The 19,702-nt window shown below is 62.6% G+C and carries 16 protein-coding genes and 1 pseudogene; 15 read left to right on the top strand and 2 right to left on the bottom strand.

Features of this window, described 5'->3' with window-relative positions; all coding sequences use genetic code 11:
• Positions 1-9: 9 nt before the first annotated feature.
• The 5 genes and pseudogenes from P0D87_RS10145 to P0D87_RS10125 all read left to right on the top strand — a co-directional run bounded on the left by P0D87_RS10145 (position 10) and on the right by P0D87_RS10125 (position 5,759).
• Entirely contained in the window at positions 10-804 is a 795-nt protein-coding gene (locus P0D87_RS10145) for an alpha/beta fold hydrolase (RefSeq protein ID WP_053857435.1), read from the top strand.
• Positions 805-915: 111 nt separating this feature from the next.
• Positions 916-1,173 carry a BTH_I0359 family protein gene (locus P0D87_RS10140; RefSeq protein WP_006048137.1) on the top strand — a complete coding sequence of 86 codons (258 nt, stop codon included), beginning with the start codon at positions 916-918 and terminating at the stop codon, positions 1,171-1,173.
• Positions 1,174-1,479: 306 nt separating this feature from the next.
• Positions 1,480-2,550 (top strand): homocysteine S-methyltransferase family protein, encoded by a 1,071-nt coding sequence (locus P0D87_RS10135; protein WP_006048138.1) that lies wholly within the window; start codon positions 1,480-1,482, stop codon positions 2,548-2,550.
• A 77-nt stretch (positions 2,551-2,627) separates the two neighbouring features.
• Positions 2,628-5,354 (top strand): annotated as a pseudogene (metH, locus tag P0D87_RS10130) (methionine synthase); the annotation flags it as partial.
• Between the two features lie 198 nt (positions 5,355-5,552).
• A complete protein-coding gene (locus P0D87_RS10125) occupies positions 5,553-5,759 on the top strand; it encodes a hypothetical protein (protein WP_006048141.1) in 207 nt (68 codons plus the stop codon).
• Positions 5,760-5,945: 186 nt separating this feature from the next.
• On the opposite strand, the gene P0D87_RS10120 is transcribed toward P0D87_RS10125, so the two are convergent.
• Positions 5,946-6,272, bottom strand: coding sequence for a DUF1840 domain-containing protein (locus P0D87_RS10120; RefSeq protein WP_006048142.1), 327 nt, complete (start codon positions 6,270-6,272; stop codon positions 5,946-5,948).
• Positions 6,273-6,716: 444 nt separating this feature from the next.
• Between P0D87_RS10120 and argS the strand changes: the two genes are divergently transcribed.
• The 6 genes from argS to P0D87_RS10090 all read left to right on the top strand — a co-directional run bounded on the left by argS (position 6,717) and on the right by P0D87_RS10090 (position 13,708).
• Positions 6,717-8,507, top strand: a complete 1,791-nt coding sequence (gene argS / locus P0D87_RS10115; protein ID WP_053857434.1) for an arginine--tRNA ligase — start codon at positions 6,717-6,719, stop codon at positions 8,505-8,507.
• A gap of 61 nt (positions 8,508-8,568) precedes the next feature.
• Complete coding sequence (locus tag P0D87_RS10110; protein WP_006048144.1) at positions 8,569-9,396, top strand: SPOR domain-containing protein; 828 nt, start codon at positions 8,569-8,571, stop codon at positions 9,394-9,396.
• A 205-nt stretch (positions 9,397-9,601) separates the two neighbouring features.
• The gene (locus P0D87_RS10105; RefSeq protein ID WP_053858943.1) at positions 9,602-10,240 is read left to right on the top strand and encodes a thiol:disulfide interchange protein DsbA/DsbL; all 639 of its coding nucleotides are present in this window, start codon (positions 9,602-9,604) and stop codon (positions 10,238-10,240) included.
• 16 nt (positions 10,241-10,256) lie between these two features.
• Positions 10,257-11,030, top strand: coding sequence for an SDR family oxidoreductase (locus tag P0D87_RS10100; RefSeq protein WP_053857433.1), 774 nt, complete (start codon positions 10,257-10,259; stop codon positions 11,028-11,030).
• A 3-nt stretch (positions 11,031-11,033) separates the two neighbouring features.
• Positions 11,034-11,861, top strand: a complete 828-nt coding sequence (locus tag P0D87_RS10095; RefSeq protein ID WP_053857432.1) for a helical backbone metal receptor — start codon at positions 11,034-11,036, stop codon at positions 11,859-11,861.
• A 260-nt stretch (positions 11,862-12,121) separates the two neighbouring features.
• Positions 12,122-13,708: an ABC transporter substrate-binding protein gene (locus tag P0D87_RS10090; RefSeq protein ID WP_006048148.1), complete on the top strand. Its 1,587-nt coding sequence runs from the start codon at positions 12,122-12,124 to the stop codon at positions 13,706-13,708.
• A gap of 117 nt (positions 13,709-13,825) precedes the next feature.
• Here P0D87_RS10090 and P0D87_RS10085 read toward each other — a convergent pair whose 3' ends face one another.
• Positions 13,826-14,896: an MBL fold metallo-hydrolase gene (locus P0D87_RS10085; protein WP_053857431.1), complete on the bottom strand. Its 1,071-nt coding sequence runs from the start codon at positions 14,894-14,896 to the stop codon at positions 13,826-13,828.
• A gap of 123 nt (positions 14,897-15,019) precedes the next feature.
• Between P0D87_RS10085 and P0D87_RS10080 the strand changes: the two genes are divergently transcribed.
• The 4 genes from P0D87_RS10080 to P0D87_RS10065 all read left to right on the top strand — a co-directional run bounded on the left by P0D87_RS10080 (position 15,020) and on the right by P0D87_RS10065 (position 19,670).
• On the top strand, positions 15,020-15,487 hold the full coding sequence (locus P0D87_RS10080; protein WP_053857430.1) for a MerR family transcriptional regulator: 468 nt from the start codon (positions 15,020-15,022) through the stop codon (positions 15,485-15,487).
• A 231-nt stretch (positions 15,488-15,718) separates the two neighbouring features.
• Positions 15,719-17,575: a bifunctional isocitrate dehydrogenase kinase/phosphatase gene (aceK, locus tag P0D87_RS10075; protein ID WP_053858942.1), complete on the top strand. Its 1,857-nt coding sequence runs from the start codon at positions 15,719-15,721 to the stop codon at positions 17,573-17,575.
• A 105-nt stretch (positions 17,576-17,680) separates the two neighbouring features.
• Positions 17,681-18,457, top strand: coding sequence for a carbonate dehydratase (gene can, locus P0D87_RS10070; RefSeq protein WP_029969583.1), 777 nt, complete (start codon positions 17,681-17,683; stop codon positions 18,455-18,457).
• Positions 18,450-19,670: an acetyl-CoA C-acetyltransferase gene (locus tag P0D87_RS10065; protein ID WP_053857429.1), complete on the top strand. Its 1,221-nt coding sequence runs from the start codon at positions 18,450-18,452 to the stop codon at positions 19,668-19,670. Before can ends, P0D87_RS10065 begins: the two co-directional genes overlap by 8 nt.
• Positions 19,671-19,702: the final 32 nt, after the last annotated feature.

The raw sequence follows: 19,702 nt of genomic DNA, 5'->3' as shown, positions 1-19,702 counted from the left end.
GGAGCTTGCATGCAAGTGAACATCAACGGTATCGAGACACGCTACGTGCTGAGCAATGAAGGTGGTGGCCCGTGGCTGACGTTCATTCATCAGCTCGGCGGCGATCTGTCGGTCTGGGACCAACTCGCCGGCTATTTCCGCGACGACTACACGGTTCTGCGCTACGACGTGCGCGGCCACGGCGAGACGGCGGTGTCGAAGGAGCCGTTCACGATTGCCGATCTCGCCGGCGACCTCGCCACACTGCTCGATGCGCTCGGCGCACCGAGCACGCACCTCGTGGGCATGTCGATGGGCGGCATGATCGCCCAGCAGTTCGCGCTCGATCACCCTTCGCGCGTGGACACGCTCACTATTGCTGACAGCAGCGCCGCCAATCTCCCTGAAGCCCGCCCGCTATGGGATCAACGCGCCGCGAGCGCGCGCCGGGACGGCATGGCATCGCTTGCGCCCGCCACGCTCGAGCGCTGGCTGACGCCTGAGTTTCGCAGCGCGCATCCCGAAGCCGTCGAGCCGATCCGCGAGGCGCTCGTGCGCACGTTGCCGGAAGGCTACGCCCTGGCGTGCGAAGCGCTGCGCGATTTCGATGTACGGGGTAAGCTGGGAAGCATTCGCTGCGCAACCCTGGTGGTGGCTGGACGCCACGACACGGGCACGGCGCCTGCTGCTAGTCAGGCAATAGCAGATGCCATTGAAGGCGCGCAGTTCGAATTGCTCGACGCCGCTCATCTCGCGCCTGTCGAGCAGTCCCAACGGTTTGCCGCACTGCTTGAAACGTTTCTTGAAGGCCGGTCTAACCGGTAGGTTCGGAACTTTTACATGCGTCAATCCGGACCCACCCCTTGAATTCCAGACCACAAGCTCCACGTAAGGCGCAGGAACGGCCAGGAGCCAACGGAAATAAGGAGTGTCGCCATGCAAATGATCTACAACAGCCCCAACTATTGTGTCGTCGAATTTCCGCCGCAGGAAGGTCCGCTGGCCATGAAATCGGGTGGCTATGAGATCGTCGACAAGAACATGCAGCGCGAGATTTACATCGACGGTGCAATGGCGGCGCGGTTTCGCGAGAGCGTGCAAAAGCTGATCGAAGAGGAACCGTCGCTCGATGAGGTCGACGAATTCCTCGGCCAGTTCGACAGCCTGATGCATCAGCCGGTCATTCTTCACTAACCGCAAGGAGTGCAGGAAGCGCCTGAGTTTAGGCGTTGCGAGCATCTCGACGTTGTTGGCGACATTTGCCGACGCCGCCGCCCGGCTTCACGGGCGGGCTTCACGAGGCGGTCGGTTTTAATGGAATCGGTTCAGCGGGCTTAAGGCGTGCTGGACCGTTTTCTTTTGCAAAGCGCGTTTCGCGCGGCCGGGCGCGCTGTGTCGCCCCGCGCCGCCGCGTGCCGCCCAGTGCCGCGCCCGGCGCGATAGTCCGGCTGCGGCTACAATGACAGGTCCCAGAAAAGCCGGCCCAAGCCATCGTCAGCCATGAACCAGCCTGCCCAAACCGTCAAGCCTATCCGTCCCGAGCGCGATTACACGCGCGGCGCGACACTGCCCGCGCTGCTCAAGTCGCGCATCCTGATTCTGGACGGCGCGATGGGCACGATGATCCAGCGCTACAAGCTCGACGAAGCACGCTATCGCGGCGAGCGCTTTGCGGACTACGGACGCGACATCAAGGGCAACAACGAACTGCTGTCCATCACGCAACCGCAGATCATCAGCGAGATTCACGAGCAGTATCTGGCTGCGGGCGCCGACATCATCGAAACCAACACGTTCGGCGCGACCACCGTCGCGCAGGCCGACTACGGAATGGAAGCGCTTGCAGTCGAGATGAATCTGGAGTCGGCGAAACTCGCGCGCGCCGCGTGCGACAAGTATTCGACGCCCGACAAACCGCGCTTCGTCGCCGGCGCGATCGGACCGACGCCGAAGACCGCGAGCATTTCGCCTGACGTGAACGATCCGGGCGCGCGCAATGTCACGTTCGACGAACTGCACGCCGCCTACTACCAGCAGGCGAAGGCGCTGCTCGACGGCGGCGCCGATCTGTTCCTCGTCGAAACGATCTTCGACACGCTCAATGCAAAAGCCGCGCTGTTCGCGCTCGACGAACTGTTCGAAGACACCGGCGAGCGTCTGCCCATCATGATTTCGGGCACGGTCACGGACGCCTCGGGGCGCATCCTCTCGGGGCAAACCGTCGAGGCGTTCTGGAACTCGCTGCGCCACGCGAAGCCGCTTACGTTCGGCCTGAACTGCGCATTGGGCGCGGCGCTGATGCGCCCGTACATCGCCGAACTGGCGAAGCTGTGCGACACCTACGTGTCGTGCTATCCGAACGCGGGCTTGCCGAATCCGATGAGCGATACGGGCTTCGACGAATTGCCGGCTGACACCTCGGGCCTGCTGAAGGAATTTGCCGAAGCGGGTCTCGTGAATATCGCCGGCGGCTGCTGCGGCACGACGCCGGAGCACATCGCGGCGATCGCCCGCGCGCTTGCCGAAGTGAAGCCGCGCAAGTGGCCGACGCAATACCGCGACGCCGCCTGAGCGGCATCGAAAAACAGCCGCCGCTCAAGCCGCATCAGACGCACCCAGGCCGCACCTAACGCACGCATTCGACTCGCACCTACGCCATGACCGATCACACCATGCGCCTTGCCGGCCTCGAGCCGTTCAACGTCACGTCCGGGACGCTTTTCATCAACGTTGGCGAACGTACCAACGTGACGGGCTCGAAAGCCTTCGCGCGAATGATTCTGAACGACCAGTTCGACGAGGCGATTGCCGTCGCGCGTCAGCAGGTCGAGAACGGCGCGCAGGTGATCGACGTCAACATGGACGAGGCGATGCTCGATTCGAAAGCGGCGATGGTGCGCTTCATGAATCTGATCGCGTCGGAGCCGGACATTGCGCGCGTGCCGATCATGATCGACTCGTCGAAGTGGGAAGTGATCGAAGCGGGCCTGAAATGCGTGCAAGGCAAGGCGATCGTCAACTCGATCTCGCTGAAGGAAGGCGAAGAGGCGTTCCGCCATCACGCGAAACTGATTCGCCGCTACGGCGCGGCAGCCGTGGTGATGGCCTTCGACGAACAAGGCCAGGCCGACACGTTCGAGCGCAAGACGCAGATCTGCAAACGCTCGTATGACTTTCTCGTGAACGAAGTGGGCTTCCCGCCGGAAGACATCATCTTCGATCCGAACATCTTCGCGATTGCCACGGGTATCGAAGAACACAACAACTACGCGGTCGACTTCATCAACGCGACGCGCTGGATCAAGCAGAACCTGCCGTACGCGAAGGTGAGCGGCGGCGTGTCGAACGTGTCGTTCTCGTTCCGCGGCAACGATCCGGTGCGCGAAGCGATTCACACCGTGTTCCTGTATCACGCGATTCAGGCCGGCATGGACATGGGCATCGTGAATGCGGGCCAGCTCGGCGTGTATGCGGATCTGGATGCGGAACTGCGCGAACGCGTCGAAGACGTCGTGCTGAATCGCCGCGCGGACGGCACCGATCGTCTGCTGGAAGTCGCCGACAAATACAAAACCGGCGCAGCGAAGAAAGAAGAAAACCTGGAGTGGCGCAATCAGCCGGTCGAGAAGCGCCTGTCGCATGCGCTCGTGCACGGCATCACGAACTTCATCGTCGAAGATACCGAGGAAGTGCGCGCGAAGATCGCGGCGCAAGGCGGCCGTCCGATCAATGTGATCGAAGGCCCGCTGATGGACGGCATGAACATCGTCGGCGATCTGTTCGGTCAGGGCAAGATGTTCCTGCCGCAAGTCGTCAAGTCGGCGCGCGTGATGAAGCAGGCGGTCGCGCATCTGATCCCGTTCATCGAAGAAGAAAAGAAGCAGCTCGCGGCCGCGGGCGGCGACGTGCGCGCGAAGGGCAAGATCGTGATCGCCACCGTGAAGGGCGACGTGCACGACATCGGCAAGAACATTGTGTCGGTGGTGCTTCAGTGCAATAACTTCGAAGTGGTCAACATGGGCGTGATGGTCCCGTGCAACGACATTCTCGCGAGGGCGAAAGTGGAAGGCGCGGATATTATCGGACTGTCGGGCTTGATCACGCCGAGTCTCGAGGAAATGGCCTACGTTGCGTCTGAAATGCAGCGCGACGACTACTTCCGCGTGAAGAAGATTCCGTTGCTGATCGGCGGCGCGACGACCTCGCGCGTGCATACGGCCGTGAAGATCGCGCCGCATTACGAAGGGCCGGTCGTGTATGTGCCGGACGCGTCGCGCTCGGTGTCGGTCGCATCGAGCCTCTTGTCCGACGAAGGCGCGGCCAAGTACCTCGACGAACTGAAGGCCGACTACGATCGCATTCGCAATCAGCACGCGAACAAGAAAGCGCTGCCGATGGTCACGCTCGCCGAAGCCCGCGCGAACAAGACGCCGATCGACTGGAAGAGCTATCAGCCGGTCAAGCCGAAGTTCATCGGCCGCCGCGTGTTCAAGAACTTCGATCTGAGCGAACTCGCGAACTATATCGACTGGGGTCCGTTCTTCCAGACGTGGGATCTCGCCGGTCCCTACCCCGCGATTCTGAACGACGAGATCGTCGGCGAATCGGCGCGGCGCGTGTTTTCGGACGGCAAGTCGATGCTCGCGCGCCTGATCCAGGGCCGCTGGCTGCAAGCGAACGGCGTGATTGCGCTGCTGCCGGCCAACACGGTGAACGACGACGACATCGAAATCTATACCGACGATTCGCGCAGCGAAGTCGCGCTGACATGGCGCAATCTGCGGCAGCAAAGCGTGCGGCCAGTGGTCGACGGCGTGATGCGGCCGAACCGCTCGCTTGCCGACTTCATCGCGCCGAAAGATTCGGGCGTGGCCGACTACATCGGCATGTTCGCGGTCACGGCGGGTCTGGGCGTCGACGTGAAGGAAAAGCAGTTCGAGAAGGATCACGACGACTACAGCGCGATCATGCTGAAGGCGCTGGCCGACCGTTTCGCAGAAGCCTTCGCCGAAGCGCTGCATGCGCGCGTGCGACGCGACTTGTGGGGCTACGCGAGCAACGAGACGCTTGCGAACGACGAACTCATCGCCGAAAAGTATCGCGGCATTCGCCCGGCGCCCGGCTATCCGGCGTGCCCCGACCATCTGGTCAAGCGCGACATGTTCGACGTGCTGCAGGCGAACGAAATCGGCATGACCGTAACGGAATCGCTCGCGATGCTGCCTGCGGCGAGCGTCTCCGGTTTCTATCTCGCGCATCCGGACAGCACTTATTTCTCGGTGGGCAAGATCGGCCAGGACCAATTGGAAGATTACGCGCAGCGCATGTCGCTCTCGAAGGCGGATGCCGAACGCGCGTTGGCGCCGTTGCTATAAGCCGTTCCGGCAAGGCAGCGTTGAATGCATCGATGAGCCGAGCCGGCGTGGCGCGAAACCCACTATATCCGGCGAGAAAGACTGAATATTTGCGGCAACGTAATTTTCGGCTTTGTAGACTGAGGCGGCTTGACCCGCCAGACGCAACCAGAATGCGTCGGCTCATCTAATTGCAACCGTCAACGGAGAGAAAATCATATGAAGAAGCTGGCGCTGTTATTGACCGCAGTTTCGTTTGCCGTGGGCGCTTCGGCGGCGCTCGCACAAACCGCCGCTCCGGCCGCATCGAGTTCGGTCAGTTCGTATTCGCCGCCCACGACGAAACACGTCAAGAAGCCGAAGAAGCAGAAGATGAAAAAGGGCGCGTCAGCTCCCGCGGTTGCTCCGGAAGCCGCAAGCCAGTAAGCCGCTTTCGCGTTTCTGGCTTGCAAAGAAAATGAGCCCGCTTCGAGCGGGCTCATTCTTTGGCGCCATACATTGACGGGACATGGCGACAGGCCATGAGTCACAGCAAGTGCCGCGGCCACGATGGCCGTGTTTGTCGCCCTGGCCACGACAGTCGCCGCTGCCGTCCCGGCGAACCTGCCTCGACTACAGCCCCCAGACGATGTCCGCGTTTTCCTTCTGGGCGGCGCGCAGCATGTCGAGGAACGGATACGCACGTTGCGCAAGACCCGGCGGAATCTCGTGATGCTCGTGGCCCTCTTCGCCTTCGTGGAAATGGCCGTCGTGTTCGGCGCGTTCCTGCTTGTCGAAGTTGATGGCCGCTTCGAGTTTGGCGATCGCTTCGCCGGTTTCGGCGTGCGTAATCACACCGCGCTCACCGAGGCGCTTGCCGACAATGCCGACCAGATACTGCGCCAGATTCTCGAGCATCATCACATCTGGACAAGCTCGGCATTTGAAAGTAATCAGCATGACAATTCCCTTTTTCGTTATGTTGGCTTCACGCGCAAGCGGAGCCGAAAGCGGCCTCTCGCATGTTCCGTTAGCCGCGCGAACAGACGCGGCGGCCACGGCCCTTGCTGGGCTTCTCATTGAACATATTAGCACCTGCTAAAATCCGTCTGGACGGAAAAGCGCGCCGCATTGCACCGCGCGCGGCAAGGCGCAGCGGCGCGGCCGGCCAGCCGGTTGCGGCCTGCATGCCGCAGCGGCCAAGCCTTCGCCTCGCGGCCGAACGGCGCGCTGATTGCATTGCAGGCAAAGTGCCCAACAGCTCGCCTCGTCATGCCGATATGTCATGACAGACCGCGCCGCCGCGCAACCGCCGCTTTCCACGCTTCTGCCGAATCGGCCGCGCTCGAGGCGGCCGGCGCTTCCTCCGTATCACCGGATTGCCTCACTGGACTCGCAACAAGCATGCTGCCCGCACATAAACACACTCTGGAAACACTGCTCGCCGACACGGTGAAGCAGGTCGCTCTCGCCACGCAAGGCGCGACGGAAGCCGCCTTCGTATCGCCCACCATCGCGCTGGAACGTCCGAAGGTCGCCGCGCACGGCGACGTCGCGTGCAATGTGGCGATGCAACTCGCCAAGCCGCTGCGCGCGAATCCGCGCCAGTTGGCGCAGCAAATCGTCGACACGCTGCTCGCGCAGCCGCAGGCGCAAGGCTTGATCGAATCCGCCGAAGTCGCGGGCCCCGGCTTCATCAACCTGCGTCTTGCCGCTGCGGCCAAGCAGGCGGTGGTCAAGGCCGTGCTCGCGGAGAAAGACGTGTATGGCCGCTCGCAACGCGACGCGGGCAAGCACGTGTTGATCGAGTTCGTATCCGCGAATCCGACCGGCCCGCTGCACGTCGGCCACGGCCGCCAGGCCGCGCTCGGCGACGCGCTGTCGAACGTGCTGGCCTCGCAAGGCTGGGACGTGCATCGCGAGTTCTATTACAACGACGCCGGCGTGCAGATCGGCACGCTCGCGCTGTCCACCCAGGCGCGCGCACGCGGCCTCGCTCCGGGCGACGCCGGCTGGCCCGCTTCCGCGTACAACGGCGAGTACATTGCCGACATCGCGAAAGACTATCTGAACGGCGTCACGGTATCGGCGAGCGACGGCGAGCCGGTCACCGGCGCGCGCGACGTGGAGAACCTCGACGCGATCCGCCGCTTCGCGGTGGCGTATCTGCGCCGCGAGCAGGACATGGACTTGCAGGCGTTCGGCGTGAAGTTCGACCAGTACTACCTGGAGTCGTCGCTTTACACGGAAGGCCGCGTCGAGAAGACGGTGCAGGCGCTCATCGCCGCGGGCAAAACGTACGAGCAGGAAGGCGCGCTGTGGCTGCGCACAACCGACGACGGCGACGACAAGGACCGCGTGATGCGCAAGACCGACGGCACCTACACGTACTTCGTGCCGGACGTCGCGTATCACGTCGCGAAGTGGGAGCGCGGCTTCACCAAGGTCATCAACATTCAGGGCTCCGACCACCACGGCACGATCGCGCGCGTGCGCGCCGGGCTGCAAGGTCTCGGCATCGGCATTCCGAAGGGCTATCCCGACTACGTGCTGCACAAGATGGTCACGGTCATGCGCAACGGCGAAGAGGTGAAAATCTCCAAGCGCGCGGGCAGCTACGTGACGGTGCGCGATCTGATCGAATGGTCGGGCGGCGCGCTGCCGGGCACCGAGGCAGCCGTCGATCAGATCGACGAAGAGACGATTCGCCGCGGCCGCGACGCCGTGCGTTTCTTCCTGATCTCGCGCAAGGCGGATACGGAGTTCGTCTTCGACATCGACCTCGCGTTGAAACAAAATGACGAAAACCCGGTGCACTACGTGCAATATGCGCATGCGCGGATCTGCTCGGTCATCGCCGAATGCAAAACTCGCTACGGCGCGGACGAAAGCACGCTTGACAGCGTGGACCTCGCGCCGCTGTCGAGCGAGCGCTCAATGGCCTTGCTGAACAAGCTCGCGGAGTTCCCGGACATGCTGCAACACGCCGCCGACGAACTCGCGCCGCACGCGGTCGCGTTCTATCTGCGCGACCTCGCCGGGGAATTCCACTCGTTCTACAATGACAGAGCCGAACGCGTGCTGGTCGACGATGCGGCCGAACGCAATGCACGCGTCGCGCTGCTCGCAGCCACGCGTCAGGTGCTCGCCAACGGTCTTGCGATCATCGGCGTCTCCGCTCCCGTCAAGATGTAAGTCCTCCGGCGCAACATGCATGCGGCCGTCGTTATAATCGGCGGCCGTTCCAGGATTCTTTTTGCAGGTGATTCATACGATGGCAAAACCACGCCGCACAACAAAGCAATCGAAACAAACCGGGGGTACTTTTCTCGGCATCGTGCTGGGCCTGATTGTCGGCCTCGCGATCGCGGTAGTGGTGGCGCTGTATATCACCCGTGCGCCTACGCCGTTCGTGTCGAAGGTCGCGCCGCCCGCGGCGTCCGAGTCGAGCGCGAGCCAGGCGCAATACGATCCGAACCGTCCGCTGCAAGGCAAGACGCCGGGTCAGCCGGTGCCGCAGGCCGCGCAACCCGCGCCGCCGAACACCGCGCCTGGCCAGACCAACTCGCAGACGCAGTCGGGCATGCTCGAGCAGCCGCAAATCATCGAAGTGCCGCCGACCCTCGGCGGGAACAATAATGCCGCGGGCAATGCCAATGGCACGGCAGTCGCGCCGAAGCCCGCGCCGGATAACGGCAGCAGCGCCACCGCCGCGGTGAAAAAGCCGCAAGCCACGAGCGCGCCGGCTGCGACCACAGCGGGTTCCGCGCCGAAGAGCACGTCGTCGGCGGCGGTCGCGAACGTCAAGCCGGGTTCGGGCGCAGCGCCCGCGCCGGGCGACGCGAACACGGGCTACTTCCTGCAAGTGGGCGCGTACAAAACCGCTGCGGACGCCGAACAGCAACGCGCGCGTCTCGCGTTCCAGGGCTTCGAGTCGAAGGTCACGCAGCGCGATGCGGGCGGGGTCACGTATTATCGCGTGCGTATCGGGCCGTTCTCGAAGTTCGAGGACATGAACGCGAGCCGTCAGCGTCTGTCGGACGCGGGCGTTGACACCGCCGTGATCCGCTTCACCAAACAATAAGCAGCGCGGGACCCGCAGGCAGGCGCCGCCGCCGAACTATCGGCGCGCGGCGCCTGTCACAGGAATCGCAAGCAAGATAAGCACAGTAAGCACGATTGAGCATGATTGAGCACGACGGCCGATAGAGCCGTCCAACGCCGATTTGAAAACGGTGACGGGCATTTGCGTGGCGCCACTGTTTTACGCCTACCTGGGTCAAGACAACATGAAAAAACTGCTGAGCATTCTGTTCCTCTCGTTGGGCCTCGTCGCGGCCTCGGCGCACGCATCGCCGACCGCGCCGGTCTCGGGCAAGGACTACACCGTGTTGCCGAGCGCGCAGTCCACCGACGTGCCCGCCGGCAAGATCGAAGTCACCGAATTCTTCTGGTACGGCTGCCCGCACTGCAACGAATTCGACCCGTACCTCGAAGCATGGGTGAAGAAGCAGGGTTCGGACGTCGTGTTCAAGCGCGTGCCGGTTGCCTTCCGCGACGACTTCATTCCGCACTCGAAGATGTATCACGCGCTCGACGCGCTCGGTCTCGCCAACCAGCTCACGCCGAAGGTCTTCAACGAAATTCACGTCAACAAGAACTATCTGCTGACGCCGGAAGATCAGGCCAAATTCCTCGCGAAGAACGGCGTCGATCCGAAGAAGTACATGGACGCGTACAACTCATTCTCGACGCAAAGCGCGTTGCAGAAAGACAAGAAACTGCTCGAAGACTACAAGATCGACGGTGTGCCGACCATCGCCGTGCAAGGCAAGTACGAAACCGGCCCGGCTGCGACCAACAGCCTGCCTGGCACGGTCCAGGTGCTCGATTACCTGGTCCAGCAGGTTCGCGCGAAGAAGATGTAAAGCCCGAGGCGCCGGAATGAGCTCACCGTTGAAAGTTTTCATTACCGGCGCTTCGAGTGGAATTGGCCTCGCGCTCGCCGCCGAATACGCGCGGCGCGGCGCGACGCTCGGCCTCGTTGCCCGCCGCGGCGAAGCCCTCGCCGCCTTCAAGCGGTCTCATCCGCAAAACTCCATCTCCTGCTATAGCGTCGACGTGCGCGACGCCGAGGCGCTCGCCGAAGCGGCCGCGCAGTTCATCGCGGAACATGGCCAGCCGGACATCGTGATCGCCAATGCGGGCGTAAGCCGCGGCGCGGTCACCGGCGAAGGCGACCTGCGCACCTTCCGCGAAGTGATGGACATCAACTACTTCGGCATGGTCGCCACCTTCGAGCCGTTCGCGGCCGCGATGGTTGCCGCAAGACGCGGCACGCTCGTCGGCATTGCGAGCGTCGCGGGCGTGCGCGGCTTGCCGGGTTCGGGCGCGTATAGCGCGTCGAAGTCGGCGGCGCTCAAGTATCTCGAAGCGTTGCGCGTCGAAATGCGCCCGCACGACGTGGGCGTTGTCACGATCGCGCCCGGCTATATCCGCACGCCGATGACCGCGCACAATCCCTACACCATGCCCTTTCTGATGGACGCCGACCGCTTCGCCGCGAAAGCCGCGCAGGCCATCGAGCGCCGCACCGCTTTCGCGGTGTTTCCGTGGCAGATGCGTGTCGTGGCGATGCTGCTGCACGTCGTGCCGCGCTGGCTTTACGACCGCGTGTTCGAACGCGCGCCGCGCAAGCCGCGCGCCGTCGTCGAGTAAATCATGTCTGCCTGTGCGGTCGATGCAGCCGGCGTCGCGCACGAAAAAACGGGTGCCGGCGCGCGCATCGTCTCGCTGGTGCCGAGCATCACCGAACTGCTGTTTGCGCTGGGTCTAGAACGCCAGATCGTCGGGCGTACCGGTTTTTGCGTGCATCCGCGCGACAAGGTGCGCAATGTGCCCAAGGTCGGCGGCACGAAAGCCGTGAAGGTCGACGCCGTTCGCGCGCTGCGGCCTACTCACCTGATCGTCAATATCGACGAGAACGAGCGCGATACCGTCGAGCAACTGCGCGCTTTCGTGCCGCATGTCGTCGTGACTCATCCGCTCACGCCGCACGACAATTTCTCGCTGTACGCGCTGCTGGGCGCGATTTTCGATCGCGAGCACGAAGCGCAGCGTCTCGCAGATGCGTTGCAGGCGCGTCTGCATGAAGCCGCCGCGCATGCATTCGCCGCGCAAAACGTGCTGTATCTGATCTGGCGCGAACCGTGGATGACCGTCGCGCGCGACACCTACATCTCCGCGATGCTGCGCGTCGTGAACTGGCAGACGCTGCCGGAGGTGCAAGGCGGCGCGACAGGCGCGGGCCGTTATCCATCGTTCGAATTCGACGACGCCGAGCGCGCGCCGTGGCTTGCCGGCGTCGACCGCATTCTGCTTTCGAGCGAGCCTTATCGCTTCACGCAGGCGCATTGCGATGCGCTGAAAAGCGATCCGCGCATGGCCGGCAAGCGCATCGAGTTGATCGACGGCGAGATCGTCTCGTGGTACGGCGTGCGCGCGATCGACGGCATCGCTTATCTGATGCAGCGTGCGAGCGCCGCGTGAAGCCAACACGCATGCGGCGCCGCCTCCATGCGATGCCCATATGGATATGCGGATTATGTTGTTGTCGCGCGAACTGCCCTTCGATAAGCTTTCGCGAAGGCCGGCGCGCACGTGAGTCCGCATTTTGGCGAGCATGCGCGAGCCCCGGAAAGGTATCAGAATGAAGTCGACGGCGAGGCCATAAACGTCGCTGTCGCTCGTCAACGGAATAACCACACAACCAGACGCACTGCCTGACTGCGCTTGTTATCGGAGATCTTATGCGCTTCAAACTGCTCGCAGCCGCCGTACTCTTCACGGCGCCCGCGCTCGTGCTCGCCAAACCGCTGACCGTCTGCACCGAGTCGAGCCCCGACGGCTTCGATGTCGTGCAGTTCAACTCGCTCGTCACGACCAATGCATCGGCGGATGTGATTTTCAATTCGCTCGTCTCCTACGATGAGGCCGCGAAGAAAGTGGTGCCGTCGCTGGCCGACAAGTGGGACGTGAGCGCGGACGGCCTCACGTACACGTTCCATCTGCGCCCGAACGTGCAGTTCCAGACCACCGACTACTTCAAGCCGACGCGGCCGCTGAATGCCGACGACGTCGTGTTCACGTTCGACCGCATGCTCAACGACAGCAACCCGTGGCACAAGGTGACGGGCGCGAGCGGCTTTCCGCATGCGCAGTCGATGGGCTTGCCCAAGCTCATCAAGGCGATCAGCAAGGTCGACGACAACACCGTCAAGTTCGAACTGAACGCGCCGGACGCAACCTTCGTATCGATCCTGACGATGGGCTTCGCGTCGATCTACTCGGCTGAATACGCGGACCAGTTGCTGAAGGCCGGCAAGCAGGTCGATCTGAATTCGAAGCCGGTCGGCACCGGCCCGTTCGAGTTGAAGAGCTACACGAAAGATGCGGTGATCCGCTACGACGTGAACCCGACCTACTGGGGCTCGAAACCGAAGATCGACCGTCTGATCTACGCAATCACGCCCGACGCCACCGTGCGCGCGCAAAAGGTGAAAGCCGGCGAATGCCAGATTGCGCTGTCGCCGAAACCGCAGGATCTCGCGGATGCGAAGAACGACAAGTCGCTCGCCATCGTGCAGACGCCCGCGTTCATGACGGCGTTCGTCGCGTTGAACACGCAGAAGAAGCCGCTCGACAATCAGAAGGTGCGCGCCGCGCTGAACATGGCGTTCGACCGCGGCACGTATCTGAAGACCGTCTTCGACAACACCGCGACCGCAGCGGTGAATCCGTATCCGCCGAACACCTGGAGCTACGACAAGGCCGTGAAGGCCTGGCCGTACGATCCGGCCAAGGCAAAGAAACTGCTCGCCGATGCGGGCTACCCGAACGGCTTTGAAACGACCATCTGGGTGCGTCCGAACGGCAGCGTGCTGAACCCGAATCCGAAAGCGGGCGCCGAGCTGTTGCAAGCGGACTTCGCGAAGATCGGCGTGAAGGCTGACGTGAAGGTGATCGAATGGGGCGAGCTGATCAAGCAGGCCAAGCAAGGCCAGCACGACTCGCTATTCATGGGCTGGGCGGGCGACAACGGCGATCCGGACAACTACCTGTCGCCGCTCTTTAGCTGCAATGCGGTGAAGTCGGGCATCAACTTCGCGCGCTTCTGCGATCAGGACCTCGACAAGCTGATCGCCGACGGCAAGTCCACGCCGGACCAGGCCAAGCGCACGAAAGCGTATCAGGCTGCGCAGCAGATCATTCACGATCAGGCGCTGTGGATTCCGCTCGGTTATCCGACGGCGGCAGCTATCACGCGGACGAACGTGAGCGGTTATCACGTGAGCCCGTTTGGGCGGCAGAACTTCGGGGCGGTGTCGGTGCAGTAATACCGCACGAACATACCGCACGAACCCGAAGCAGCAGAAGCCCGGTCGCGCAATGCAATGCAGTGCAACGCGCGACCGGGCTTTTTTATGCGTAGGCCACCGACATCGAGCAAGGGCTCACGCCGAAAACCGCATCACGCCATCCGCATCGTGCGTGCGCTTTAACGCGCCCGCCAGCCACAGCAGATGCAAATGCGCGAGCGCCTCGCCCATTGCGAATGTCATCTGGTGAATATCCAGCGCGCGCTTGAACATCAGCGGCACGATGTCCGCCGCGCTTTGCGGCTTTTGCGCGCACGCCTCTCGCACTTCGGCGAGACGCGCGTCGTGATGCTCGCGCAACTGCTTCACGCGCGTACGCACGCCGCGAAACGGCTTGCCGTGCGACGGCAACACGAGCGTGTCCTCAGGCATCACCTCGTAGCGCGCGAGCGACTCGAGATAAAGCGCAAGCGGCGAGCCTTCGGGCTCCATCGCGAACACCGACACGTTCGTCGAAATGCGCGGCAGCACCATGTCGCCGGAAATCAGCACGCCCATCTCTTCGCAATGCAGCGCACAGTGCTCCGGTGAATGGCCGTAGCCCGTCACCACGCGCCACGTTTTTCTGCCGATCCGCACGCGGTCCGCTTCGCGCAAACGCCGGTATTGATCGGGCACGGACGGCACCAGGTTCGCGTAATAACTCTGCCGGCTGCGCAGCTTCTCGAGCGAGTCCTCGTCGGTGACGCCGTGCAGCGCGAAGTGCCGCGCCGCCGCTTCGCCGCCCGCGTTGGAGCCGTCGCCGGCCGCCATCACGCGAGCCTGCATGTATTCGCCGAGCGTCATCCACAGGCGCGCGTTCCAGCGCTTCTTGTCGCCGCCGCTGCAAACCCAATCCGCGAGACCGACGTGGTCGGGATGGCAATGCGTGACGATCACGCGCAGCACCGGCAAACCATCGAGCACCGACTCAAACACCTTTTCCCAGTTCTCCCGGATCGCGTCCGACGCGATCCCGCAGTCGATCACCGTCCAGCCTTCCTCGCCGTCGATCTGATCGCGCAGCAGCCACAGGTTGATATGGTCGAGCGCGAACGGCAACGGCATGCGCAGCCAGAACACGCCGGGCGCGACTTCCTGCGCATGGCCGGGCTCGGGCAGCGTGTCGTTGAACGGATAGTCGAGTTGATGTTCGAGTGCATTCATTCGGTGTCTTCCTCCACGCTTTCCGCGTACTTGCCGCAGGTTGCATTCAACCCAAGTTGACGATAACGTAAACGTCGATTCTATCGTTCAATCTGACTTTGTGCCCGGCCGGTGAATGCCCCGATGACCACTCAATACACGATCACCGAACTCGCGCGGGAATTCGACGTCACGCCGCGCGCCATACGTTTCTACGAAGACCAGGGTTTACTCTCGCCGAGCCGCGAAGGTTCGAGCGGCTTGCGGCGCGTCTATTCGGGCCGCGACCGCACGCGCCTGAAGCTGACGCTGCGCGGCAAGCGGCTCGGCTTCACGCTCTCCGAAATTCGCGATCTGCTGGACGTGTACGAATCGCCGACGGACACCGTCCCGCAACTGCACGCGTTTCTCGGCACGGTCGCGCGTCATCGCGAGGTGCTGGAGCGGCAACTGGAAGACCTGAACGCGACGCTCGAAGACCTCGCCCAATACGAAGCGCAGGCGCGCGCGCTGCTCGAAGGCGGCAAGCATGCGGCTTCCGAAGCACGCAAAGCGACGGAAGCGCAAGAAACGCAACAAGGGCGACGAGCGCGCGAAGCCAAGCCCGCATGACGAGACATGCGCGCCCAGCAAAGTCGTGAACGAAATTTTTTCTTGCCGCAAATTGAGCCGTTTAACAACGCCGAACCAGGGCATTGAGCGCAGTTGCCCGGAAAAGTCCGCAAATGCCCGGCACCGCTCACACGGCGCCGGCGCACGAGCCGGTTGACGCAATGCGTCGCGAGCGCACCCGACGATACAATCACGGGTGTCTTCACGACACGAGACGAATGCACGGTCGACATGAATCACTTCCCCAAACTGTTGTCGTCGCAAATCGGCTTTGACGTCGCGCAAACCATGCTCGAAGGATTCAACCGGCACTACCGGATCTTTCGCGACGCGGCGATTCATGCCAAGACGCTGTTCGAGAACGGCGACTGGCATGGCCTGCAAAAGCTCGCGCGGGAGCGCATTACTTCATACGACGACCGCGTGCAGGAATGCGTCGAGCTGCTCGAAGACGAGTACGACGCGGAGAACATCGACAGCGAAGTGTGGCAGCAGATCAAGCTGCACTACATTGGCCTTCTCACCACGCACCGTCAGCCCGAGTGCGCGGAAACGTTTTTCAATTCGGTGTGCTGCAAGATTCTGCACCGCTCGTATTTCAACAACGACTTCATTTTCGTGCGCCCGGCGATCTCGACCGAATATATCGAGAACGACGAGCCCGCGGCGAAGCCGACTTATCGCGCGTATTACCCCGGCAAGGACGGCCTCGCCGCGACGCTCGAGCGCATCGTCACGAATTTTCAACTCGAGCCGCCGTTCGAAGATCTGACGCGCGACGTCGGCTGCGTGATGCAGGCGATTCACGACGCGTTCGGCACCTTCGACGAAGCGCCGAACTTCCAGATTCATGTGCTCTCGTCGCTGTTCTTTCGCAACAAGTCCGCGTATATCGTCGGGCGAATCATCAACGGCGACAGGCTGCTGCCGTTCGCCGTGCCGCTGCGTCATGTGAAGCCCGGCGTGCTCGCACTCGACACCGTGCTGCTGACGCGCGAACAGTTGCTGATTATCTTCAGCTTCTCGCACTCGTACTTTCTTGTGGATATGGAAGTACCGTCGGCTTACGTCGAATTTCTCGGCATGATCATGCCGGGCAAGCCGAAGGCGGAAATCTACACGTCGGTCGGTTTGCAGAAGCAGGGCAAGAATCTGTTCTATCGCGATCTGCTGCATCACCTGTCGCATTCGAGCGATCAGTTCATCATCGCGCCCGGCATCAAGGGGCTCGTGATGCTGGTGTTCACGCTGCCCTCTTTTCCGTACGTGTTCAAGCTCATCAAGGACAACTTCCCGCCGCCGAAGGAAACCACGCGCGCGAAGATTCAGGAGAAGTATCAGCTCGTCAAACGGCACGACCGCCTCGGCCGCATGGCTGACACGCTCGAATATTCGAGCGTCGCGCTGCCCATTTCGCGGCTCGACGAAGCGCTCATGCGTGAACTGGAGAAAGAAGTGCCGTCGCTGCTCGAGTACGACGGCGACAACGTGGTGATCCGCCATATGTATATCGAGCGCCGCATGGTGCCGCTGAATCTGTTCCTGCAAAACGGCAGCGACGACGACGTCGATCACGGCATCAAGGAATACGGCAACGCGGTGAAGGAATTGATGCAGGCGAACATCTTCCCCGGCGACATGCTGTACAAGAACTTCGGCGTGACGCGCCACGGCCGCGTGGTGTTCTACGATTACGACGAGATCGAATATCTGACCGACTGCAACGTGCGTGCAGTGCCCGCGCCGCGCAACGAAGAAGACGAGATGTCGGGCGAGCCGTGGTACTCGGTCGGACCGCACGACATTTTCCCGGAGACGTATGGCACTTTTCTGCTCGGCGACCCGCGCGTGCGCCGCGCGTTCATGCAGCATCACGCGGACTTCTTCGATCCGGCGCTGTGGCAAAAGCACAAGAATCATCTGCTGAAAGGCGAACTGCCCGACTTCTTTCCGTATGACAGCAGCGTGCGTTTTTGCATTCGCTATCCGGAGCGGTTTGTCGATGCAGAATCCGCAGAGTCGAACGCAGCAGATGGTATCAGCGCCGCTGAACCGCAGGCCGACGAGCGCAGCGTGAGAGTTGCCTAGCGCATGCATCACACCGAATCCAACGTAACGAAACCGGCCGCTGAAACGGTCGCTTAACCGCCAGATAACCACTGAATAACCGTCGATTAACCGCCAAGACGCATCATGAACATGAACGCTTCCAACCCCGCCCATCCGCTCGCGCATCTATTCGATAACAACGACGCGTGGGTCACGCGCAAGTTGTCCGAAGATCCCGAGTACTTCTCGCGCCTCGCGCATCAGCAGACGCCGGAGTATTTGTGGATCGGCTGCTCCGATTCGCGCGTGCCGGCGAACCAGATCATCGGTCTGCCGCCGGGCGAAGTATTCGTGCATAGAAACATCGCGAACGTGGTCGTGCATACGGATCTGAACTGCCTCTCGGTGATCCAGTTCGCCGTCGATCTGCTGAAGGTCAAGCACATCATGGTGGTCGGCCACTACGGCTGCTCGGGCGTGGCCGCGGCGTTGCACGGCCGCCGCGTGGGTCTCGCGGATAACTGGCTGCATCACGTGCAGGACGTGCGCGCGAAACATGCCGCACTGATCGACGAGTGGCCCATTGGCGAGACACGTCACCGGCGTCTCGTCGAACTGAACACCATCGAGCAGGTCGTGAACGTGTGCCGCACGACCATCATCAACGACGCATGGGCGCGCGGCCAGGAACTCACCGTGCACGGCTGGGCGTATGGCGTGCACGACGGCAAGGTGCGCGACCTCGGCATGACGATCAACAACGCGGCCGCGCTCGATGAAACCTATCGGCGTTGCGTGGCCGGCGTGTCGGCGAGCACCGCGCATACGGCGGACAACGACGTCGTCGCGTCAGACGCGGCGCAGCTTGGCGACGTGCCGGCGATAGTCCAAGGCGTAATCAAGGAGCTAAAACATGAGTGAGACGAAGACAAAGACCGAGACGAACGGCATGACGGCCGATCCGATTGTGATCGTAAGCGCGGCGCGCACGCCGATGGCTGCATTTCAGGGCGATTTCGCATCGCTGACCGCGCCGCAACTCGGCTCGATCGCGATCGAAGCCGCGGTTCAGCGCGCGGGCCTCAAGCCCGAGCAGATCGATGAAGTCGTGATGGGTTGCGTGCTGCCCGCGGGCCTCGGCCAGGCGCCCGCGCGGCAAGCCGCGCTCGGCGCCGGCTTGCCGCTTTCGACGGGCAGCACGACAGTCAACAAGATGTGCGGCTCGGGCATGCGCGCGGCCATGTTCGCGCATGACATGCTGGCCGCCGGTTCCGTCGACGTGATCGTCGCGGGCGGCATGGAGAGCATGACGAACGCGCCGTATCTGCTGCCCAAAGCGCGGGGCGGCATGCGCATGGGTCACAGCCAGGTCATCGACCACATGTTCTACGACGGCCTCGAAGACGCCTACGAAAAAGGCCGTTTGATGGGCACGTTCGCGGAAGAATGCGCGGCCTCGTTCGACTTCACGCGCGAAGCGCAAGACGCGTTCGCCGTCGAGTCCCTGAACCGCGCGAAACGTGCGAACGAAGACGGTTCGTTTGCGTGGGAAATCGCGCCGGTGAAAGTGCAAAGCCGCAAGGGCGAAGCGACCATCGACCACGACGAACAGCCGTACAAGGCGAACCTCGAAAAGATTCCGACGCTCAAGCCCGCGTTCAGCAAAACGGGCACGGTGACGGCCGCGAACTCGTCGTCGATTTCGGACGGCGCCGCGGCGCTCGTCATGATGCGCGAATCGACGGCGAAGCGTCTCGGCGTCGCGCCGCTTGCGCGCGTGGTCGGCCACTCCACGTTCGCGCAGGAGCCGGCGAAGTTCACCACCGCGCCGGTCGGCGCGATCCGCAAGCTGTTCGACAAAAACGGCTGGCGCGCGGACGAAGTCGATCTGTATGAAGTCAACGAGGCTTTCGCCGTCGTGACGATGGCCGCGATGAAGGAGCACAAGCTTCCGCATGACAAGGTCAACGTGCACGGCGGCGCGTGTGCGCTCGGCCATCCGATCGGCGCATCGGGTGCGCGCATTCTCGTCACGCTGATCGGTGCGCTGAAAAAGCGCGGCGGCAAGCGCGGCGTCGCCACGCTTTGCATCGGCGGCGGCGAAGCGACGGCAATGGGCATCGAACTCGTTTGACGCGTCGCGCGCATGTTCGGGCGCGTCACATA

The organism is Paraburkholderia sp. RL17-368-BIF-A (genome assembly GCF_046054045.1).
In the GTDB taxonomy this organism is placed as follows: domain Bacteria; phylum Pseudomonadota; class Gammaproteobacteria; order Burkholderiales; family Burkholderiaceae; genus Paraburkholderia; species Paraburkholderia graminis.
The sequence above is the reverse complement of the archived record's forward strand: the minus strand, read 5'-3'. Positions and strand labels throughout refer to the sequence as shown.

Excerpts from the sequence above, each read along its gene's own strand:
- P0D87_RS10145 (WP_053857435.1), top strand. The coding sequence starts at position 10 with ATGCAAGTGAACATCAACGGTATCGAGACACGCTACGTGCTGAGCAAT.
- P0D87_RS10140 (WP_006048137.1), top strand. The coding sequence starts at position 916 with ATGCAAATGATCTACAACAGCCCCAACTATTGTGTCGTCGAATTTCCG.
- P0D87_RS10135 (WP_006048138.1), top strand. The coding sequence starts at position 1,480 with ATGAACCAGCCTGCCCAAACCGTCAAGCCTATCCGTCCCGAGCGCGAT.
- P0D87_RS10125 (WP_006048141.1), top strand. The coding sequence starts at position 5,553 with ATGAAGAAGCTGGCGCTGTTATTGACCGCAGTTTCGTTTGCCGTGGGC.
- P0D87_RS10120 (WP_006048142.1), bottom strand. The coding sequence starts at position 6,272 with ATGCTGATTACTTTCAAATGCCGAGCTTGTCCAGATGTGATGATGCTC.
- argS (WP_053857434.1), top strand. The coding sequence starts at position 6,717 with ATGCTGCCCGCACATAAACACACTCTGGAAACACTGCTCGCCGACACG.
- P0D87_RS10105 (WP_053858943.1), top strand. The coding sequence starts at position 9,602 with ATGAAAAAACTGCTGAGCATTCTGTTCCTCTCGTTGGGCCTCGTCGCG.
- P0D87_RS10100 (WP_053857433.1), top strand. The coding sequence starts at position 10,257 with ATGAGCTCACCGTTGAAAGTTTTCATTACCGGCGCTTCGAGTGGAATT.
- P0D87_RS10095 (WP_053857432.1), top strand. The coding sequence starts at position 11,034 with ATGTCTGCCTGTGCGGTCGATGCAGCCGGCGTCGCGCACGAAAAAACG.
- P0D87_RS10090 (WP_006048148.1), top strand. The coding sequence starts at position 12,122 with ATGCGCTTCAAACTGCTCGCAGCCGCCGTACTCTTCACGGCGCCCGCG.
- P0D87_RS10085 (WP_053857431.1), bottom strand. The coding sequence starts at position 14,896 with ATGAATGCACTCGAACATCAACTCGACTATCCGTTCAACGACACGCTG.
- P0D87_RS10080 (WP_053857430.1), top strand. The coding sequence starts at position 15,020 with ATGACCACTCAATACACGATCACCGAACTCGCGCGGGAATTCGACGTC.
- aceK (WP_053858942.1), top strand. The coding sequence starts at position 15,719 with ATGAATCACTTCCCCAAACTGTTGTCGTCGCAAATCGGCTTTGACGTC.
- can (WP_029969583.1), top strand. The coding sequence starts at position 17,681 with ATGAACATGAACGCTTCCAACCCCGCCCATCCGCTCGCGCATCTATTC.
- P0D87_RS10065 (WP_053857429.1), top strand. The coding sequence starts at position 18,450 with ATGAGTGAGACGAAGACAAAGACCGAGACGAACGGCATGACGGCCGAT.